The following is an 18,513-nucleotide window of genomic DNA, read 5'->3' as shown; positions in this document are numbered from 1 at the left end:
GAAGGAAGCTCGCTATGTCAGCACGCTGGACCACAGCAGTACTTGATCCCAACACCCCGGGCGGCCTTGCCATCGCCCGTAGCCCGGAGGGCTTCCTGGCCGATGAGCACGGGGTGATGTTTCCCCGGCAGTGGTTGGCTCGGCAAGATTTCGAGGTGCTGGCAGAGCATGGCATCGGCTACCTGGACGGGCAGCCTGTGTTTCTCTACGAGTTGCGCAGCGCCGCACAGCTGCCCGGCTACAGCTGGCGAGGCCTGCGCCAGTTCATGCTGGAAGAGGATTTTCTGCGTTACACGGTGCTGGCCTATGCTGCGCAGATCGGCACCTGGGCCCGTGAGCATCGCTTCTGTGGCAGCTGTGGGCAGGCCATGAATCAGGTTCGCTGGGAGCGCGCGATGCACTGCGCGGCCTGCGACCTGCGCAATTACCCGCGCATTTCACCGAGCATGATCGTGCTGGTGACCCGCGGTGACGAGATTCTTCTGGCACGCTCGCCGCGCTTCGTCACTGGTGTCTACAGCACGCTGGCCGGGTTTGCCGAGCCGGGTGAGTCGGCCGAGCAGTGCCTGGTGCGCGAGGTGCGCGAGGAGGTGGCGGTAGAGGTGCGCAACATTGAGTACGTGGGCAGCCAGTGCTGGCCGTTCCCGCACTCGATGATGCTGGGCTTTCATGCCGAATATGCCGGTGGTGAGATCGTCATGCAGCCTGATGAAATCGAGGACGCGCGCTGGTTCAGCGTGCATGACTTGCCACCGCTGCCAGCGCCGCGTTCCATCGCCCGCTACCTGATCGACCTCTATGTGGCGCGGCGCTTAGGCCTGGCCGAACCAGTGCTGCCAGGCTAGACGTACGGTCAACGCCAGTACCACGGCGATGAACACCGGGCGGATGAACTTGCTGCCGCCCTTGATCGCCGTGCGGGCGCCGAAGAAGGCCCCGAACATCACCGCTACGCCCGTGGCCAGCCCGACCAGATAGTCGACCTGGCCGGAGATGATGAACACGGTCAATGCAGCCGCGTTGCTGACGAAATTCATGGTTCGTGCCACGCCGCTGGCGCGCACCAGGTCGATGGGGTAGAGCAGCAGGGTACTGACGGTCCAGAACGCGCCGGTGCCTGGTCCGGCCACGCCGTCATAGAAGCCCAGGGTGAAGCCTTGGGGCGCTTGCCAGGTCTTCTTGATCGGCGCATCGGCGTCCAGCGGGGCCTTGGGCGTGCCGCCGAACAGCAGGTAAATGCCGCACGCGAACACCACCACCGGCAGCATCTTGTTCAGCCATTCGGCCGGCAAGTAGTGCGCCACCACCGCGCCCAGCAGCGCGCCGATCAGGGTGCCGAGCAGCGCCTGGCGCCACTGCATCGGGTGGAACAGTTTGCGTCGGTAGTAGGTGAAGCTGGCGGTCGCCGAGCCGAAGGTCGAACTCAGTTTGTTGGTGCCCAGTACCAGGTGCGGCGGCATGCCCGCAGTAAGCAGGGCCGGGGTGGTGAGCAGGCCGCCGCCGCCGGCGATGGCGTCGATGAAACCGGCGACGAAGGCCACCAGCGTGAGGATCAGCAGGGTGAGCGGCTCTACGGTCAGTTCGAAAGGCATTTGGCAGTATCTTGCAAGGCAGAGCGCGACAAAAGGTCGCGCAAAACGCAGCATGGTAAAGCCTCTGGCGTGGGGTATCCAGTACCGCGAGCCGGGTGAGGGCGGCGGGGAGGTGACTGGGCTCGGCGATCGCCTTAGGCTCAGAGCCTGTTCGCCCTCACAGGAGTGATCCGATGCAGCACCTGTTCAAGCCGCAATTGCCGTCGCCGAGCGGGGTCGCCCATGCACGCTGACACCGCTGCGCCGCGACTGAGCCTGCAGCCCGCCAGCGGTGAAGATTTGCCCTTCGCCCGCGACCTGACCCGACGCGCCATGCTGGGCTACTACCAGCAGTTCAGTCTGCGCTGGGTGGAAGCGGCTTTCGACGAAGCCTGGGGCTGGCGCGAGCAATGGCGGGTGATGGCTGGCAGCGAGCGACTGGGCTATTGCAGCCTCAGCCAGGATCGTCAGGCATTGTTCATCCGTGAGCTGCACCTGCTGCCCGAGCGACGCGGGCAGGGTGTCGGTGGCTGGGTGCTGGAGCAGCTGGCGCTATGGGCTGCGCAGCGCAATCTTCCACTGCTGCGTCTGATGGTCTTCAGCAGCAACCCTGCGCGGCAACTGTATCAGCGCGCCGGCTTCGTAGAGATGGGCAGCGACGGCTGTTTCGTGCGCATGCAACGCACGCTTGGCCCAAGCCAATGAGGGGCGTCGCTCGGCATGTGTCGCACTGCGCCAGATGCACGCCAGTTCAGGCTTGCCTGCCCTTGAGGCAATCGGCATAGTGCCGTGATTGCAGGAGTGATTTCATCTGCGGATGTGGGATACATCCTTGTTTGATAATGCTTACAGGAAGGAAGCCAGATGAAAGGATTCGGCATGCGCCTGCGCCAGGAGCGTGAGCGTTTGGGCCTCACCCAGCGCGTGTTTGGGGATATCGGCGGCGTCGAGCCCAACGCCCAGGGCAAGTATGAAAACGGCGATCGCACACCCCGCCTTGATTATCTGGCCGCGGTCGCGGCCAAGGGTGTGGATCCGCTGTATGTGCTGACCGGCTTGCCCACGCCGCTGCCGCTCGACAGCCTCAGCGGCGACGAAGACCGCCTGCTTGCGGCATTTCGCCGGCTGCCCGAGGCCGACCGAGCGGCGCTGTGGCATGTACTCAGCCGTCTGGCCGGTTAGCGCGACACGTCAGCAACCTCTGTGGCGCGTAACGTTAGGCTGGCGTTGAAAAATTTTGATAAGGTGGCGTCATCCAACATCGCCCCAATGACGAGGTATCTGCTTGATTAGGGTCCTGGTGGTCGACGATCACGATCTGGTACGCACAGGTATCACCCGCATGCTCAGCGACATCGAGGGCTTGCAGGTGGTGGGTGAGGCAGATTCTGGCGAGTCGGCGCTCAAACAGGCCCGTGAGCTTAAGCCAGACGTGGTGCTGATGGACGTGAAGATGCCCGGCATCGGCGGCCTTGAGGCGACCCGCAAACTGTTGCGCAGCTACCCGGACATCAAAGTGGTGGCAGTCACCGTGTGCGAGGAAGACCCATTCCCCACCCGCTTGCTGCAAGCCGGCGCCGCAGGCTACCTGACCAAGGGCGCCGCGCTCGACGAAATGGTCCAGGCGATTCGCCTGGCCTTCGCCGGGCAGCGCTACATCAGCCCGCAGATCGCTCAACAACTGGCGCTCAAATCGTTCCAGCCCCAGGCCTCGCCCTTCGATAGCTTGTCTGAGCGCGAAATCCAGATCGCCCTGATGATCGTCGGTTGCCAGAAGGTGCAGATCATCTCCGACAAACTGTGCCTGTCACCGAAGACGGTGAACACCTACCGCTACCGCATCTTGGAAAAACTTTCCGTCACCAGTGACGTCGAACTCACATTACTCGCCGTCCGCCACGGAATGGTCGACGCCAGCCTTTAGCCGCCCGCTTGCGAAGTACCCTGATGCCTCACACCTTCGATGCCAGCGCGTTCCTGGCGACCTGTAGTGGTCGTCCGGGCGTGTACCGTATGTTCGACGCCGAGTCGCGCCTGCTTTACGTGGGCAAGGCCAAGAACCTCAAGAAGCGCCTGGCCAGTTATTTCCGCAAGACCGGTCTGGCTCCGAAGACCTCGGCCCTTGTCGCGCGTATCGCTCAGGTCGAGACCACGGTCACCAGCAACGAAACCGAGGCGCTGCTGCTCGAGCAGAACCTGATCAAGCAATGGCGCCCGCCGTACAACATTCTGCTGCGTGACGATAAATCCTACCCATACGTGTTTCTGTCTGACGGGCCTTTCCCGCGTCTGGGCATTCATCGTGGCGCAAAAAAAGCCAAAGGCCGCTACTTTGGCCCCTATCCCAGTGCCGGGGCGATACGTGAGAGCCTGAGCGTGCTGCAGAAGACGTTCTCGGTGCGCCAGTGCGAAGACAGCTACTACGCCAACCGCACCCGGCCGTGCCTGCAGTACCAGATCAAACGCTGCAAAGGACCCTGCACCGGGCTGGTCAGCCAGGAGGAATATGCCGAGGACGTGCGGCACTCGGTGATGTTTCTCGAGGGGCGTAGCCAGCAGTTGGGTAACGAGCTGAACGCTGAAATGGAACAAGCGGCGATGAGCCTCAACTTCGAGAAGGCCGCCGAGTTACGCGACCAGATCGGACTGTTGCGCCGCGTGCAGGATCAGCAACACATGGAGGGCGGCTCCAGTGATGTCGATGTGATCGCCGCGTTCGTCAACCCCGGTGGCGCCTGCGTGCACCTGATCAGCGTGCGCGGTGGGCGAGTGCTGGGGAGCAAGAATTTCTTCCCGCAGGTGGGCATTGAGGAAGACGTGACCGAGGTCATGCAGGCGTTTCTCGCCCAGTACTATGTCGGCAATCCGGAGCGCGAGCTGCCAAACGAGCTGATCGTCAACGTCGTGCACGAGGACTTTCCGACCCTTATCGAGGCCATCGACAGCCTGCGCGGGCGCGAGTTGGCAATCAGTCATCGAGTGCGTGGCACCCGCGCGCGCTGGCAGCAGATGGCGGTGACCAACGCCGAGCTGGCGCTCAATGCGCGCCTGGCCAACCGTCAGCACATGGCAGCGCGCTTCGAGGCCCTTGCACAGGTGCTCGATCTCGATGAAGTGCCGCAACGCCTGGAGTGCTACGACATCAGTCACTCCAGCGGCGAGGCTACCGTGGCGTCCTGCGTGGTGTTCGGTCCCGAGGGGCCGATCAAGTCCGACTACCGCCGCTTCAACATCGAAGGCGTGGTCGCCGGCGACGACTACGCCGCCATGCAGCAGGCCCTGACTCGACGCTTCTCGCGGATCAAGGACGGCGAGGGCAAGTTACCCGACGTGTTGCTGGTCGACGGCGGCAAGGGTCAGCTGAACATGGCCCGCGAGGTCATGCAGGAGCTGGCATTCAGCGACCTGACCTTGCTTGGTGTGGCCAAGGGCGTCACCCGTAAGGCCGGTTTTGAAACCCTTTATCTGAACGACACCACCAACGAATTCACCCTCAAGGGCGATTCGCCGGCGCTGCACTTGATTCAGCAGATCCGCGATGAAGCGCACCGGTTCGCCATCACCGGCCACCGCGCCCGGCGTGGCAAGGCCCGGCGCACCTCGAGCCTGGAAGACGTTGCGGGCGTGGGGCCAAAGCGTCGCCGAGAACTGCTCAAGCACTTCGGCGGCCTGCAGGAGCTCAACCGCGCCAGCGTCGAGGAAATTGCCAAAGCGCCGGGCATCAGTAAAAAGCTCGCCGAGTCGATTTATGCCAGCCTGCATAGCGAGTAGAATGCCGGGTTCAACTCGCAGCCAGTCGTACCGATGAATATTCCAAACCTGCTCACCGTCCTACGGGTTCTGCTCATCCCGATCTTCATCCTGCTGTTCTATATGCCCTATCACTGGAGCTACAGCGCAGCGAGTACGGTGTTCGCCATCGCCGCCGCAACCGACTGGCTCGACGGTTATCTTGCCCGCCGCTTGCAACAGAGCACGCCGTTCGGCGCGTTTCTCGACCCGGTGGCCGACAAACTGATGGTTGCGGTGGCGCTGGTATTGCTGGTGCAGGTGCACGCCAACTTCTGGCTGACCTTGCCTGCTGCGATCATCATTTGCCGCGAAATCGTGGTCTCGGCCCTGCGCGAGTGGATGGCGGAAATCGGTGCGCGCGCCCACGTCGCCGTCTCCAACCTGGGTAAGTGGAAGACCGCAGCGCAAATGCTTGCGCTGGTCATCCTGCTGGGTAATCCACCGGTGCTCAGCGTCTGGGTCGTGCTCGGCTATGGCTTGCTGCTGGTGTCTGCGGCGTTGACCTTGTGGTCGATGGTCCACTACCTCGTCGCCGCCTGGCCGCACTTGCGCGAAGGCAGCGAATCCAAATAAAGGTTTTTTGAATCAAGGGGTTGACGTCAGCAGCGAGATCGCTAGAATGGCAACCCATCACGACGCGGGAATAGCTCAGTTGGTAGAGCACGACCTTGCCAAGGTCGGGGTCGCGAGTTCGAGTCTCGTTTCCCGCTCCAGTTACAGGCGTACAGATTTCATCGAAGTCTGTACGCCATCGAAAAAAGACGCTTCGGCGTCTTTTTTCGTTTCCGCTCGCTTGAACGCCTTACACTCCTTAGGCAACGCTCTGATCGCGCAACATCGATCCGGCTGCGCAGCACGGTGCGTTCCACCCTCGGCGTGCGCGGTGTATCAAACACCGCGCAAGGCCCAGACCTCTGTCAGCCCCGACGACCGCCTTTACCCTCACGACCGTCCGGCTGAACAGACCCTTCCTGAAGTGCCTCAGCCGGCGGTGGTGCAGCCCTGACGTCGAACAGCTTGCAGACCCCGTACCAGCAGATGGCGACGGTGAGGTTGTAGGGAAACAGCACCGCCCAGAACGGCAGTTGCCAATTCCTTTTACCCTGCATTTCGCCAGGCTCGCCGGTGCGCCAGGGCGCGTAATGGCGCCAGGCTTCGGCCGGAGTCAGGCAGATCGCATGAAGGGGTTTGTGCCACCAGTTGGCGGGGCCAGGTGGAGGGAGGTTGTCCGGGCCGTGGTCCATGAACTGACGCAGGTATTCCCAGACTTCGGCGACGTATTGAATGTCGGATTCGGTGGGTTCGTTGCTGTCGATCCAGAGGGCGTCTTTTTGGTGGAGGGTGCCGTCTTCGCTGTAGGGGGCGAAGGCTAGGGCGTAGGAGGTGCTGAAGGATGAGCCGCCGAATTCCCTACGCATGAATAGGCCGCCGGCGGTGTTTTTCCAGTCGAAGACCAGGACTTGGCTGAAACGTTGGTAATAGATTTTTTGGGTGGAGCGGTTGAAGCAAATGTTTGATAGGCGCTTGATTAGCCAAACTTCATAAAGTAAAAATGGGATGAGCATGTATGGCATGAGTAGCTTAAATATAATCAGCTCGGGCGCATATGAAAAATTCCTGAGTATGCTCTCGGTTGTTAGATTTGAGTACAGACCTGCTGCTAGTAAAAGAGTCATTGCGCAGTGCATTTTTCCCATGAATACCGAGTCCGTGAGTATGGGGTTTCGCAGGTGCAGCGTGATTCCGTCGAGCTTTAGCAACTGTCCAACTATCGCTGGTGTATGGGGTGAAGGTGTGCTCGAGCGAAATAGCCAAGAGATTGCCATCATGTATGCGCCATTTGTAGAGTTTTTCTGATGGTATCGCTTTCATCCATTTGGCCGTGAAGCGGACGGCTGTGCGCATGACCGACCAGTACGATGGGTTTCATGGGCGCGAGCCCTCCGTGCGTTCGAGCGCTACCGACTCAAGCGCCTCTGGCGGAGGCGGCGCGGCCCTGACGTTGAACAGCTTGCAGACCCCGTACCAGCAGAAGGCGACGGTGAGGTTGTAGGGAAACAGCACCGCCCAGAACGGCAGTTGCCAATTCTTTTTACCTTGCATTTCGCCAGGCTCGCCGGTGCGCCAGGGCGCGTAATGGCGCCAGGCTTCGGCCGGGGTCAGGCAGATCGCATGAAGGGGTTTGTGCCACCAGTTGGCGGGGCCGGGTGGAGGTAGGCTGTCCGGGCCGTGGTCCATGAACTGACGCAGGTATTCCCAGACCTCGGCGACGTATTGAATGTCGGATTCGGTGGGTTCGTTGCTGTCGATCCAAAGGCAGTCTTTCTGGTGCAAGGTGCCGTCTCCGCGGTATGGGGCCAAGGCGAGTGAGTACATCGTGCTGAAGGAGGAGCCGCCGGATTCGGTGCGCTTCATCAGGCCGCCGGCGATGCTGTCCCAGTCGAAAATGAATAATTTGCGCAAGCGTTTGTAGTAAATCTTTCGGGTGGAACGGTTTAGGTTGAACTCTGATAAACCTTTGATTAGCCAAATCCTGTAGATCAGGAAGGGGAGAAATATAAGAGGGGAAGTTATAATTCCAATCGTGAATGTCGGATGGGTTGTAAGCTTGTTGATGAGTTCGCCTGATGATAAAAATGGGTATAGTGTGATTGTCGAGATGATAATCATGGCGCAATACATTTTGCTCATAAATACAGATGCTATTACCCACGGATTGTGGAGGTGTAAAGTGTTTTCGGATATGCTTGAGGCTTGACCCTTGATTGCAGGTTTATATCCAGAGGTCGAGGTCGGTTTGAATAGCCAGTGAGTTGCCATTTCAACGCTCCAGTCGGAAGGTTGAGTTGATTTCAGTAGTTTCAGATAAACGGTGATGTACAGTGTAAACAAGGTGTAGCGATGCATGCTGATAGTGAGATGTGATGGCCTCAAAATGAAGGATTAAACCCGCGCTGATCAGGTGTGGGGTAGGCATGATTGAAGAAATATCAAGTTCGTGAGGCTCGATCTTGCTTGCTCGCTTTGCTGACCACTGGCTGGCCCCTAAAATAAAACCCGGTAAAAGTATAGATAGTTCGACTTTCGAGTTAGACTTCGCGGTGCCGGAGGGAGTTATCGTCTCTGGGGCCACATACGACCAATCGGTATCTTTATGCCACTGAGTGCCTATCGAAGGCACCCCCAAATGCAAAGCCTCTTTGGCCGTGATTAGTCTTGGTCGATAGTTGTCAGAGTGCCACTCCTTAACTTCAGATTGTAATGATGCAAATGCAGGTAGCATGTAATTGTGATCCAATGTTATACCGCGGCGGGCCTCCCCATCATTTCGACGATTGCCAAAAATGCTTCGTGCGGCCCAGAGCTCTATCGGACTATGAACGCGTTCATTCGCTTTTGCATGAAGATACACCCCTCCTGCAATCACTGCTACGCCCACCACAATCAGTGCCATCGCGGCCCACCCAGCGAATGGCACAACTACTGTAGGTCCAGCCAGCGCAAGTGCTGTCTCAAGGGTAATGATTGATCCAGTGGCTGTTGCTAGACCTCCGGTAAAAGTGTAGTTAGCTCTAGTCTGATCGCCATTTGTCTCTTGATTTAGAGCTCTGGACCTGTCTGAAATGAATCCAAGCACAGTTGCTGGGTAACCCGCAGCTCGCGCAAAAATATCACTGTCTAGGAACTTCATAATTCCATTGCCAAATGCCATTCCCGGCGCCGCTTGTCTATATCTCAATATCACTAATTTATGTGCAGCCCGAACGCTCACTAACGTGGCGGCCGTTGCACCTGCCAATCCAAGAAACGATGCAGCAAACCCCGTGCCTGTCTCCAACGAACGATCGTTCTGCAAGTTTTTGTATGCAACGTTCAAAGAAATTAAGTTGAACCACAACATCCCTGCATTCAGCGCGCTACCTGCCCCTGAGGTCAGCAGTGCAATGAACTTGGGCTTCACCCGTGTCGTCGTGGTAGTTTCCACGGCGACCTTCCTGCTCCCCGTCACCCGCACCTGTTTCAGCTCTTCAACCCCGGCCATACCTTTTTTCAGGAATTCCTCCACTTCCTGACTGAAGGCATCGGCTTTGATGGCCTGCTCGGTGATGCGATAGCGCGCAGCCAGTAATCGCAAGCCTTTTTCGGAATTGAATTGGGCGGTAGCCGGCAGCACTCGATTTTCGGTCACTGGTTTTTGTTTCAATGTGTACTGGCCTTGAGGTACTCAACTTTCAAGCAGTCAACTGTTGCTATTACGGTAGGGGTACATCCGCGAGCGGTGCATAGCGTGATGCAAGCGCGTTTTAGCATCTGCCAAGCGATAGCAACTTGTCGGGATTTGCCGAGTATGTGCCGGCGCTCATTTCCTTCTGCCGCCCTTGTTTGGGATAGAAATTTCCTCAAGCGCCTCAGCCGGCGGGGGTGCAGCCCTGACGTTGAACAGCTTGCAGACCCCGTACCAGCAGATGGCAACGGTAAGGTTGTAGGGAAACAGCACCGCCCAGAACGGCAGTTGCCAGTTCTTCTTGCCTTGCATTTCGCCAGGCTCGCCGGTGCGCCAAGGTGCGTAATGGCGCCAGGCTTCGGCCGGGGTCAGGCAGATGGCGTGAAGGGGTTTGTGCCACCAGTTGGCAGGGCCAGGTGGTGGGAGGTTGTCCGGGCCGTGGTCCATGAACTGACGGAGGTACTCCCAGACTTCGGCGACGTATTGGATATCGGATTCGGTGGGTTCGTTGCTGTCGATCCAGAGGGCGTCCTTTTGGTGGAGAGTGCCGTCTTCGCGGTAGGGGGCGAAGGCTAGGGCATAGGACGTGCTGAAGGATGACCCGCTGAACTCTCTGCGCTTGAACAAACCGCCGGCGGTGTTTTTCCAGTCGAAGATGAGGACTTGGCTGAAGCGTTGGTAGTAGATTTTTTGGGTGGAGCGGTTGAAGCATATGCCAGAAAGGGATTTGATCAGCCAGATATCCAGCAGAAGAAAAGGCAGCGGGATGAAAGGTAAGAATAATATAAGGATTAGTGCTATTGGAGCGTATATGAAAAACTCCTGAGCCTCTTGAGGGTCAATGATCATGGCAAGACTAATGAGGAAGCCCAGCATCATGGCGCAGTACATTTTCCCCATGAATACGGAGTCTGTAATCACTGGGTTGCGTAAAATTAGAGAGTTCTGAGAGAAAGCAAAGACTTGTCCATTGATTCTCGGATTATAGACGGTTCGCTTGCCCGGATACAGCAGCCATAGCGTTGTCATTATATTTGCTCCAGACCGAAATTTTCATCGATCGTATGGCTCTCGACTATCCCTTGATTGGCGGTGTAGGAAACTCTGAGCACGCTGCGATTTTGATTTTTGAATCGATACTTGAAGTGCACGATCAAGCCAGTCCCGGCCGCATGCACGCTAGGCAGTTCAGCAATAATCCCAGTTGTATTTTCTCTAAGGTCAACTAGGCTTGCTGACCATTGACTTAGGCCTATCACAAAACCAGGTAGGAAGACGGCTAAATCTACTGTTGTTGAAGATGTTGTGTCTGCGTAATAGATTATAGATGTCAGAGGGGCATGTATTGGGGGCGATAGGTTAGCCCGTTGAGTTTTAGCTGACTCAGCACCCATCGCTACCGCATCTCGCGTTGCGAGTAATCTCGGTCGATAGTATTCCTGGTGCCAAGATTTAATCTCTTCGATATAGGAAGGGAGATCAGGAAGTTCTCCGTTTTTGTTCAGCTCGACGCCAGCGCGACTTTCACCGTCATTGCGTTTGTTGCCGAATATGCCACGTGCAGCCCATAGCTCGATTGGGCTGTGAATTCTTTCTTGGGCTTTGAAAGAAAAATACATGCCGCCGGCAATGAGTGTTGCACCCGTTATTATCGCTGCTATGATTACTCCTCCCCCCAAAGCTCTTAGTACAGATCCTGCTGCACTTAACGTCGTCCGGAGGATGATGAATGATCCTAGAGCACTGAGGATGCCCCCCAGCGCTGTGTAGTTAGCTTCCGTTCCTCCGCCATTTCTACCTTGGCGCCAAACTTTAGTCGCATCGTATATGATTCCGAAAAATATTGACCCATACCCCATTATTCGGGCGAATAAATTACTTCCCAAAAACTTGACGATCCCATTACCAAACGCGATTCCTGGCGCCGCTGGTCTAAGCTTCAGCATCACGACCTTATGCATGGCCCGCCCACTCACCAAAGCGGCCGCCGTTGCACCGATTACTCCGAAGACTGATGCGGCAAAACCAGCTCCAGTTTCAAATGACCTTTCATTCTGCAAGTTCTCGTATGCGACTCTCAAAGAGATGAGGTTGAACCACAACATCCCTGCATTCAGCGCGCTACCCGCCCCTGAGGTCAGCAGCGCAATGAACTTGGGCTTCACCCGTGTCGTCGTGGTAGTTTCCACGGCGACCTTCCTGCTCCCCGTCACACGCACCTGTTTCAGCTCTTCAACCTCGGTCATACCCTTTTTCAGGAATTCCTCAACTTCCTGACTGAAGGCATCGGCTTTGATGGCCTGATCGGTGATGCGATAGCGCGCAGCCAGCAACCCTATGATTTTTTCGGAGTTGGCTTCGGCAGCAGCGGCCAGCACCCGATTTTTCAACCCCTGGCTTTTGTCCCAGCGCGTCTTGCCCTTGAGGCGCTTGGAGATCACGGTATTGACTGCTTGTGCGGTGAGATCGGTGACTCCGGCATGGGCGGGGAAACGTCCGGCCAGGCTTGCGATCAGGCTGTCGGTCGCGCCCAGCAGGCTTCCCACGGCATCGGCCTTGTCCTTGAACGGGTTGAAGGGTGCGACGGCGGTGTACAGCGGGCTGTCGTGTTGGTCGAGCCATTGTTCGAGCCGTTTGAAGCGGCTGTCCTGCTCTTCGGTGCCGATGGCGGGTTGGCTCATGGGCAGAATCATCAGCGACAACGTGATTTCCAGGCCCAGGGCCGAGCGCTGGTTGTCGCGGTCGTAGCTGGCCAGCGCTGCTGCCAGGCTGTACGGGTTGTCGATGTAGCGTGGCTCGGCGGTGGCCAGCCACAGGTCGTGGTCACGACTGGCTTCCAGGGCCCGTGTGCGCAGGGCCGCTAACTGCGCCTCCAGTGCGTCGCGCTCATCGAGATAGGCCAGATATTTGGCCGTGTCGATGCGCAGCCCGAGGCGTGCGCCATCGGGTGAGCAGTCTTCATCGGTAAGGGCGCGGTAGCGTGCTGCGGCGGGGGAGTGCATGGGGTTGTCGTGGGTCGGTTTGAGTCTGCGGCTTGCCAGTTGCGGGGGTTGTGATTTGGGTGGGTAGAGGCTCTCCAGGGTTTTGTTGAGTAGCAGGGCGATGAGGTTTCGGTGGTGGAAGTCCTGGCTCTTTTGGCTGATGCGCTCCACATCTTGCCGATAGCACATCGGCACCTGCTCGTTCTCGGCGCTGCGCGCAGGCACGGTGTGTTCCAGCTGCTCGTTGGGTATCAGGTCGCGCAGTTGATGCTGGAAGGCTGATGCTGAGAGGCTCAGGTCCATTGCCATGCCTTCGGCATCGGTTAGTACCACTACGGCCGGCACCTTCGGGCGGGTCTAGGGGTAGGCCTTGGCCATGCCCATAAGGTTGCCGATGTGCAACGTATCGGCTGGCGCATGGCTGCTCCAGCTCAATGGCATACGTTGATCGGTGGGTTTGAAGTCTTCCACCCAGCGCTGCAGGGCAGTGACTGGCAGCACGTGAGGCTGGCTGGAGTGATCCGGTTTGCCGTCGATCAGCTCGGCGATGTTCAACTGGCGCATGTGCCGTTTGCGCAGTGTCAGCGATTCGCTGATGCGGGCGGTGACGGCATTGGTCCACAAGTGAGGGCTGTAGCCGATCCACACCTCGCTGGCGATGTCCTTGTCGGTCTCGGCCCAGACCCAGCCCATGGCACGGCCGGGCAGGTAGCTGCTGCGCTGGTCGTAGTTTTCCAGGCCGCGGTAGCGCAGTTCCTTGTAGTTGCCCTCACCGTCGTACTCGTGGACGAGCAGCTTGTTGCCTTCTGTGCCCTTCATGAAGACGTAGATGTAGCCATGGCGAAGGGCACGCAGGGTGTAGGCAGAATGCTTCAGGGATGGAAACTGTCGTTCGAGGGCAAAACCGGCCTCGGCGTAACGCACTGCGGGGGCATCGCCGCTGCGTGGAACGATGGCGTAGCGCACCGGAAGAATCGGCACGCGCACGCTGCAGGCGCGTTTGGAGGTTGCGCTGCTTACGCGGGCGTCAGTCATGGCGGATCTCCCGGCTGTCGACCAATTCCTGCAACTGGTACAGACGGCTTTCCGGGGCTTCTTTGACGTTGGTGAAGATCTCTGCCGCCCGTTTATCGCTGAGCAACCACTTGTGCTGTGCAGCGAGGCGGATGAATGAACCCGCGGTTTCCTCGCTATGGAAGTTGAGCGCCTTGAGCTGGGGTAACAGTTCTTCGACCCACCGACGCACAGCGCTGCGTTCATCCTCTGCAGGGTGTGGCACGGCCAGAATGTCGTGGATCAAGGTCAACACGAAGTGCTCGTGGAGATGGTCGTCCAAACGCTGCTGCTCCTGTGCACTCAGGCACCAAGCAGGATCGTTCAGCGCGCGGGTTGTCGTAGGCGCCCGTTGCAGCGAGTGCCACTGGTGCGCAGGTCCCCAATTGGTGCGCCACACCAGCCGTGAAATCGGCCCCAGCCAGCGATCTCGATTGGGTTCATCCAGCGCATCCAGCCACGCGCTGAGGTGGTTGGGATTGAGGTGATGGATGCCATCGCTCTGATCGGCGAGGGTGATCTGTACCAGGCTGGTGAGGTGCTCGTTCAACACGTCAAGCTCGACCTCAGCGTCCAACGCGATCGCACCGTTGATCGGCATCCAGGTGTTGAGCGCGTGAGCACGCAGTTCGGGCGCGCGGGCGGTATCGATCAGCACCGGGCCAAAGTCATGCTGCTCATCCAGCACGCTGCGTTTCCACGGCCATGCGTGCCAGAAGTCGCTGCTCACATCCTTGGCCAGATCGAGCACGCTGGGAACGTAGGCGAGCTTCCATTCGCCGTCCACCAAGGCCGTCGGTCGATAGGCCAGGTATTCCAGCGTTTCGGTCATCAGCAGCAGATACCGGCATTCGTTTGCGAGGCCTAGCGCGCAGTGGTGTTGCAGAGGGTGTGGGGTCATTTCTTCGCCCTCTTGATGCAATGACAGTCGGACAACGGACAAGTACCGTCGGCGCGCAGTCCGCACTGCGGATCGACAAGCTTGCCCGAGGTTGGCGCGCTGGTGATGGCCAGTGAGTTGGCCGAACCGCTGGCTGACTTGAGCAGTTGCCCGTTGATGCGAATCGTTGGGCCGTCCAGAGTAATGCCCGCTTCGTCTATGCGGATCGAGCCGCCTGGTCCATGGACAGTGAAGGATTCGCCGCAACGCAACGCGTAGTGGCGCGTCTGTCTGCGGATCTCGGCTTTGGCGTTGAGCTCGGCGTAACCTTCCACCTGCTGTTGCAAGTTGCCGCCGACGCGGCTGTGGTGATTGGCGGTGATGCTGTCATGGCGATGATTGCCGATCGACTCGATGCGATCCTTGCCGATGTTGATCGTCTGATTTCGCTCTACATCGACAAAGGCGTCGTGCCTGATGGTGATGCGTTCGTCGTTGCCAACGATCTTGTCGCGGTCGTTGCCGATGGTGATGGACTCGTCGTTGCCCACTTGCTCGGTGCGGTCATTGCCGATCTGAGTGGTTTCATCATGCTTGACGACATTGTTCTGATCCCGCTCGGCATGGATGAACACCTCTTGGCGGCCCAGCTCATCGTCGAAACGCAGCTCATTGAATCCAGGCCCTTTGTGGGTCTGGCTCTTGATGGTCATGCGGGTCTTGTGCTCGGGCAGGTCATAGGGCGGTAGCTGATTGCCGCAATAGGTCCGCCCGGTGATCATGGGTTGGTCGGGATCGCCGTTGACGTAGTGGATGATCACGTCCTGACCTATCCGCGGAATGGCCATCGCCCCCCAGCTACCACCAGCCCAACCCTGTGACACTCTTATCCAGCAAGAACTGAACTGGTTGTCGCGGCTCTCGCGGTCCCACGGAAAGCTGACCTTGACCCGGCCCCACTCATCGCAATAGATCTCTTCACCAGGCGGACCGACCACGGTGGCCATGTGCGGCCCGTCGACCCGCGGCCTGGGCAGTGGAGCAGGGCGCCACTCGATTCTGCCGGGTACCAGGTGTGCGCTCTGCGCGTAGCGCGTGCCGCGATCAAGGCCTGTGGCTTCTTCCTCCAGGCTGGTGAGCTGACTGCCTTCGTGGCTGACCCTGTCCACCCGCCAGTGGGTGTTGAGGTCGTGTCGCGGGTGGCCGGTGAGGTTGAAACTCAGGCCCGGTTGCAAACGCACGTCATCCCCTTGCACCTGCGCGATACGCACGTCATGACGTAGGGCGGTGATGCGGTTTTCGGTAAACGGCTTACCGACAGCATCACGTTTGTAACGGCCGGGATAATCGAAGCGCTCGTAGTCGCTGGACTGATGCTCCAGGCCGTGACCTACGGCGTTGTGCTCCTGACGATAGGCCGGGTGAGTGAAGGTGTAGTCGCGTTGCACCTGGCGGGCGGTGCGCACCTGTTCGCTGTAGTGCAGGCGATGCAGGCAGGGCTGAACCTGATCGCCACCCCTGTTGGCGTGATACAGCACGCTGTTCGGATCGAACTCAGGGTCCTGGTCGAACGCATCCTGCTCTTCACCTGGGTGTTTGATGGCGCCCAGACTGATCAGTCCCAGCGATTGCAGGCGATCGGTGAGGATCAGCGTGTGCTGCGTGGCGCTGTGCGCGAAGCGGTAAACGAAGCCTTCCTCGGCAGCCAGACGCGCGATGAAGGCAAGGTCCGTTTCGCCGGCCTGCACACAGAACTCACGGCTTTGGTGGGGCATGCTGGCGCGCACTTCATAGTGGCTGATACCTTGGCGTTGCAGCATCAGCTCGAGAATCTGCACAACCGTCTTGTGCTGGAAGATGCGCCAGTTCGAGCGTAGCTCGGCACGGGCCAACTGCGGCTCGATCAGCGCATGGTAATACGTTCGATGAAAGCCGCTCTCGCCCTGGCTGAACTGGCTTACCAGACCATGCACATAGCGCAGCGGTCGCGCGCCATCCAAGATCGTAAACAACACAGGTTTATCGAGCAGTTGCGCAAAGTCGATGTCGTTCTCGAAGCTGATCAGTTTCAACTGCAATTGGAAGGGTGTGCTGATCGCCTCATGAAGTTCGAACGACACCACTTCGAATTGAGCGTTACCCTGCAACGGCTGAAAGCTGTAGCGCAGGTTGGATTGTCTAGTCATGAGCGATGCTTTCTCTTTTTCGTTAGTCCACGAGCCAACCTGAGTCTCCTTCCACCAACGTGCCCCCATGGCTGGTGGTATCGCCCTCTCGAGCAACCGCTCGACCTTCGATGATCGTGCAGGCAGCGCCGGTTTCGATCACGGCACCACAACTGATGCGGTCGCCTGCACGTGCAACGGGCCTGTCATCAACCAGCGTGGCGCCGGAGCCTGTCTCGACGGTGCCTGCGCCGTGAATCGGACAGCTGTGCGCATGCCCGACCAGTACGATGGGTTTCATGGACGCGAGCCCTCCGTGCGTTCGAGAGCTACCGGCTCAAGTGCTTCTTGCGGCGGCGGCGCGGCTTTGACGTTGAACAGCTTGCAGACCCCATACCAGCAGATGGCGACGGTGAGGTTGTAGGGAAACAGCACCGCCCAGAACGGCAGTTGCCAATTCTTTTTACCCTGCATTTCGCCAGGCTCGCCGGTGCGCCAGGGCGCGTAATGGCGCCATGCTTCGGCCGGGGTCAGGCAGATGGCGTGAAGGGGTTTGTGCCACCAGTTGGCGGGGCCGGGTGGAGGTAGGTTGTCCGGGCCGTGGTCCATGACCTGACGCAGGTATTCCCAGACTTCGGCGACGTATTGCACGTCGGATTCGGTGGGTTCGTTGCTGTCGACCCAGAGGCAGTCTTTCTGGTGGAGGGTGCCGTCTTCGCGGTAAGGGGCGAAGGCTAGGGCGTAGGAGGTGCTGAAGGATGAGCCGCCGAACTCGGTTGTTCGCATTAAACCGCCTGCAGTGTTGTCCCAGTCGAAGATATATAGTTTGCGGAAGCGCCTGTAGTAGACTTTTCGAGTGGAGCGGTTGAAGTAAACGGAAGAAAGACCCTTGATTAGCCAAATTCTATAGATAAGAAACGGCAGTGGTATGAGCGGGAACGATATCATGAGTAACATGAGAGTTATCTCAGGTGCCCGGGCTATCCAGTTCTCGCCTGAGAATATGTATGGGCAAGCAGGGATCATTAAGAACAAGATTGCAGCGCAGTACAGCTTGCCCATGAAAACCGAATCAATGACCCATGGGTTGTTAAGCAGCATGGTGTTATTGGCTAGGGTTGAAACCTGCCCTTTAATCGCCGGTTTTCTACCAGCGTCCGAATGTGAATTGAACATCCATAGCGTAGCCATTTTAACGCTCCAGTGGAAAGTTTGAAAATATAGCCTTGTCTTCGGCCTGCCTTTGATTGGCGTTGTAGCTGAGGCATAGAGAGGCATCTCTTTGGTTTGATGTTGTGGCGAAAAAATGAAGAATCATTTAGGCGCTAACCAGGTAATTTTCAGGCTTGGTGAGTGCGACCTTCCTCAAGCGATTAACTGGTTGCGGCGGTGATTGGGCTACATCCGCCCGGGCTGGATAGCGCGATGCATTCTGGTTTGAGCATCTGGCAAACGATGCCAACTTGTTGGGATGTACGGAGTAGGCCCAGACGCTCATTTCATTCTGCCGCCGTTTTTTGGGGTCGACAGTTCCTCAAGCGCTTCTGGCGGCGGCGGCGCGGCTTTGACGTTGAACAGCTTGCAGACCCCGTACCAGCAGATCGCGACGGCAAGGTTGTAGGGAAACAGCACCGCCCAGAACGGCAGTTGCCAATTCTTTTTGCCTTGCATTTCGCCAGGCTCGCCGGTGCGCCAGGGTGCGTAATGGCGCCAGGCTTCAGCCGGGGTCAGGCAGATCGCGTGAAGGGGTTTGTGCCACCAGTTGGCTGGGCCGGGTGGAGGGAGATTGTCCGGGCCGTGGTCCATGAACTGACGCAGGTATTCCCAGACCTCGGCGACGTATTGC

The 18,513-nt window shown here is 58.4% G+C and carries 17 protein-coding genes, 1 tRNA gene and 1 pseudogene; 7 read left to right on the top strand and 12 right to left on the bottom strand.

The window, feature by feature from the left end; translation table 11 throughout:
• Positions 1–14 precede the first annotated feature (14 nt).
• A complete protein-coding gene (nudC, locus tag H618_RS0116100) occupies positions 15–845 on the top strand; it encodes an NAD(+) diphosphatase (protein ID WP_028696048.1) in 831 nt (276 codons plus the stop codon).
• On the opposite strand, the gene H618_RS0116095 is transcribed toward nudC, so the two are convergent.
• Entirely contained in the window at positions 813–1,592 is a 780-nt protein-coding gene (locus H618_RS0116095) for a TSUP family transporter (RefSeq protein ID WP_028696047.1), read from the bottom strand. The two genes, nudC and H618_RS0116095, sit on opposite strands and share 33 nt — an antisense overlap.
• Before the next feature lie 222 nt (positions 1,593–1,814).
• Between H618_RS0116095 and H618_RS0116090 the strand changes: the two genes are divergently transcribed.
• The 6 genes from H618_RS0116090 (at position 1,815) to H618_RS0116065 (ending at position 6,076) form a co-directional block, all read left to right on the top strand.
• Positions 1,815–2,276 carry a GNAT family N-acetyltransferase gene (locus H618_RS0116090; protein WP_033727726.1) on the top strand — a complete coding sequence of 154 codons (462 nt, stop codon included), beginning with the start codon at positions 1,815–1,817 and terminating at the stop codon, positions 2,274–2,276.
• A 159-nt stretch (positions 2,277–2,435) separates the two neighbouring features.
• On the top strand, positions 2,436–2,753 hold the full coding sequence (locus H618_RS21790; protein ID WP_033727737.1) for a helix-turn-helix domain-containing protein: 318 nt from the start codon (positions 2,436–2,438) through the stop codon (positions 2,751–2,753).
• Between the two features lie 103 nt (positions 2,754–2,856).
• The gene (gene gacA / locus H618_RS0116080; RefSeq protein WP_028696045.1) at positions 2,857–3,495 is read left to right on the top strand and encodes a response regulator transcription factor GacA; all 639 of its coding nucleotides are present in this window, start codon (positions 2,857–2,859) and stop codon (positions 3,493–3,495) included.
• 23 nt (positions 3,496–3,518) lie between these two features.
• The gene (gene uvrC / locus H618_RS0116075) at positions 3,519–5,342 is read left to right on the top strand and encodes an excinuclease ABC subunit UvrC (RefSeq protein ID WP_028696044.1); all 1,824 of its coding nucleotides are present in this window, start codon (positions 3,519–3,521) and stop codon (positions 5,340–5,342) included.
• Between the two features lie 33 nt (positions 5,343–5,375).
• The gene (gene pgsA, locus H618_RS0116070; protein ID WP_028696043.1) at positions 5,376–5,936 is read left to right on the top strand and encodes a CDP-diacylglycerol--glycerol-3-phosphate 3-phosphatidyltransferase; all 561 of its coding nucleotides are present in this window, start codon (positions 5,376–5,378) and stop codon (positions 5,934–5,936) included.
• Between the two features lie 64 nt (positions 5,937–6,000).
• A tRNA-Gly gene (locus H618_RS0116065) sits at positions 6,001–6,076 on the top strand.
• Between the two features lie 204 nt (positions 6,077–6,280).
• Here H618_RS0116065 and H618_RS0116060 read toward each other — a convergent pair.
• From H618_RS0116060 to H618_RS23495, 11 genes and pseudogenes are all read right to left on the bottom strand, one after another.
• On the bottom strand, positions 6,281–7,189 hold the full coding sequence (locus tag H618_RS0116060; RefSeq protein WP_028696042.1) for a DUF6708 domain-containing protein: 909 nt from the start codon (positions 7,187–7,189) through the stop codon (positions 6,281–6,283).
• Between the two features lie 100 nt (positions 7,190–7,289).
• Complete coding sequence (locus H618_RS22595; RefSeq protein WP_081673798.1) at positions 7,290–8,183, bottom strand: DUF6708 domain-containing protein; 894 nt, start codon at positions 8,181–8,183, stop codon at positions 7,290–7,292.
• Between the two features lies 1 nt (position 8,184).
• Positions 8,185–9,567 carry a hypothetical protein gene (locus H618_RS22815; protein WP_154660678.1) on the bottom strand — a complete coding sequence of 461 codons (1,383 nt, stop codon included), beginning with the start codon at positions 9,565–9,567 and terminating at the stop codon, positions 8,185–8,187.
• A gap of 156 nt (positions 9,568–9,723) precedes the next feature.
• A complete protein-coding gene (locus H618_RS0116050) occupies positions 9,724–10,617 on the bottom strand; it encodes a DUF6708 domain-containing protein (protein ID WP_028696040.1) in 894 nt (297 codons plus the stop codon).
• Positions 10,617–12,914, bottom strand: a complete 2,298-nt coding sequence (locus H618_RS21780) for a T6SS effector BTH_I2691 family protein (protein ID WP_342663842.1) — start codon at positions 12,912–12,914, stop codon at positions 10,617–10,619. Before H618_RS21780 ends, H618_RS0116050 begins: the two co-directional genes overlap by 1 nt.
• Before the next feature lie 12 nt (positions 12,915–12,926).
• On the bottom strand, positions 12,927–13,604 hold the full coding sequence (locus H618_RS23335; protein ID WP_342663841.1) for a toxin VasX: 678 nt from the start codon (positions 13,602–13,604) through the stop codon (positions 12,927–12,929).
• The gene (locus tag H618_RS0116040) at positions 13,597–14,523 is read right to left on the bottom strand and encodes a DUF4123 domain-containing protein (RefSeq protein WP_050577326.1); all 927 of its coding nucleotides are present in this window, start codon (positions 14,521–14,523) and stop codon (positions 13,597–13,599) included. The genes H618_RS23335 and H618_RS0116040 overlap by 8 nt, the downstream gene beginning before the upstream one ends.
• A complete protein-coding gene (locus H618_RS0116035; RefSeq protein ID WP_028696038.1) occupies positions 14,520–16,688 on the bottom strand; it encodes a type VI secretion system Vgr family protein in 2,169 nt (722 codons plus the stop codon). Before H618_RS0116035 ends, H618_RS0116040 begins: the two co-directional genes overlap by 4 nt.
• A 22-nt stretch (positions 16,689–16,710) precedes the next feature.
• Positions 16,711–16,968, bottom strand: a complete 258-nt coding sequence (locus H618_RS0116030) for a PAAR domain-containing protein (protein ID WP_028696037.1) — start codon at positions 16,966–16,968, stop codon at positions 16,711–16,713.
• Positions 16,965–17,858 carry a hypothetical protein gene (locus H618_RS22590; RefSeq protein WP_081673797.1) on the bottom strand — a complete coding sequence of 298 codons (894 nt, stop codon included), beginning with the start codon at positions 17,856–17,858 and terminating at the stop codon, positions 16,965–16,967. The genes H618_RS0116030 and H618_RS22590 overlap by 4 nt, the downstream gene beginning before the upstream one ends.
• 303 nt (positions 17,859–18,161) lie before the next feature.
• A pseudogene (locus tag H618_RS23495) lies at positions 18,162–18,513 on the bottom strand (hypothetical protein); the annotation flags it as partial.

Source organism: Pseudomonas cremoricolorata DSM 17059 = NBRC 16634 (genome assembly GCF_000425745.1).
GTDB lineage: Bacteria > Pseudomonadota > Gammaproteobacteria > Pseudomonadales > Pseudomonadaceae > Aquipseudomonas > Aquipseudomonas cremoricolorata.
This window is presented reverse-complemented; position numbering and strand designations above follow the sequence as displayed.

Excerpts from the sequence above, each read along its gene's own strand:
- nudC (WP_028696048.1), top strand. The coding sequence starts at position 15 with ATGTCAGCACGCTGGACCACAGCAGTACTTGATCCCAACACCCCGGGC.
- H618_RS0116095 (WP_028696047.1), bottom strand. The coding sequence starts at position 1,592 with ATGCCTTTCGAACTGACCGTAGAGCCGCTCACCCTGCTGATCCTCACG.
- H618_RS0116090 (WP_033727726.1), top strand. The coding sequence starts at position 1,815 with ATGCACGCTGACACCGCTGCGCCGCGACTGAGCCTGCAGCCCGCCAGC.
- H618_RS21790 (WP_033727737.1), top strand. The coding sequence starts at position 2,436 with ATGAAAGGATTCGGCATGCGCCTGCGCCAGGAGCGTGAGCGTTTGGGC.
- uvrC (WP_028696044.1), top strand. The coding sequence starts at position 3,519 with ATGCCTCACACCTTCGATGCCAGCGCGTTCCTGGCGACCTGTAGTGGT.
- pgsA (WP_028696043.1), top strand. The coding sequence starts at position 5,376 with ATGAATATTCCAAACCTGCTCACCGTCCTACGGGTTCTGCTCATCCCG.
- H618_RS0116060 (WP_028696042.1), bottom strand. The coding sequence starts at position 7,189 with ATGGCAATCTCTTGGCTATTTCGCTCGAGCACACCTTCACCCCATACA.
- H618_RS22595 (WP_081673798.1), bottom strand. The coding sequence starts at position 8,183 with ATGGCAACTCACTGGCTATTCAAACCGACCTCGACCTCTGGATATAAA.
- H618_RS0116050 (WP_028696040.1), bottom strand. The coding sequence starts at position 10,617 with ATGACAACGCTATGGCTGCTGTATCCGGGCAAGCGAACCGTCTATAAT.
- H618_RS23335 (WP_342663841.1), bottom strand. The coding sequence starts at position 13,604 with ATGACTGACGCCCGCGTAAGCAGCGCAACCTCCAAACGCGCCTGCAGC.
- H618_RS0116040 (WP_050577326.1), bottom strand. The coding sequence starts at position 14,523 with ATGACCCCACACCCTCTGCAACACCACTGCGCGCTAGGCCTCGCAAAC.
- H618_RS0116035 (WP_028696038.1), bottom strand. The coding sequence starts at position 16,688 with ATGACTAGACAATCCAACCTGCGCTACAGCTTTCAGCCGTTGCAGGGT.
- H618_RS0116030 (WP_028696037.1), bottom strand. The coding sequence starts at position 16,968 with ATGAAACCCATCGTACTGGTCGGGCATGCGCACAGCTGTCCGATTCAC.
- H618_RS22590 (WP_081673797.1), bottom strand. The coding sequence starts at position 17,858 with ATGGCTACGCTATGGATGTTCAATTCACATTCGGACGCTGGTAGAAAA.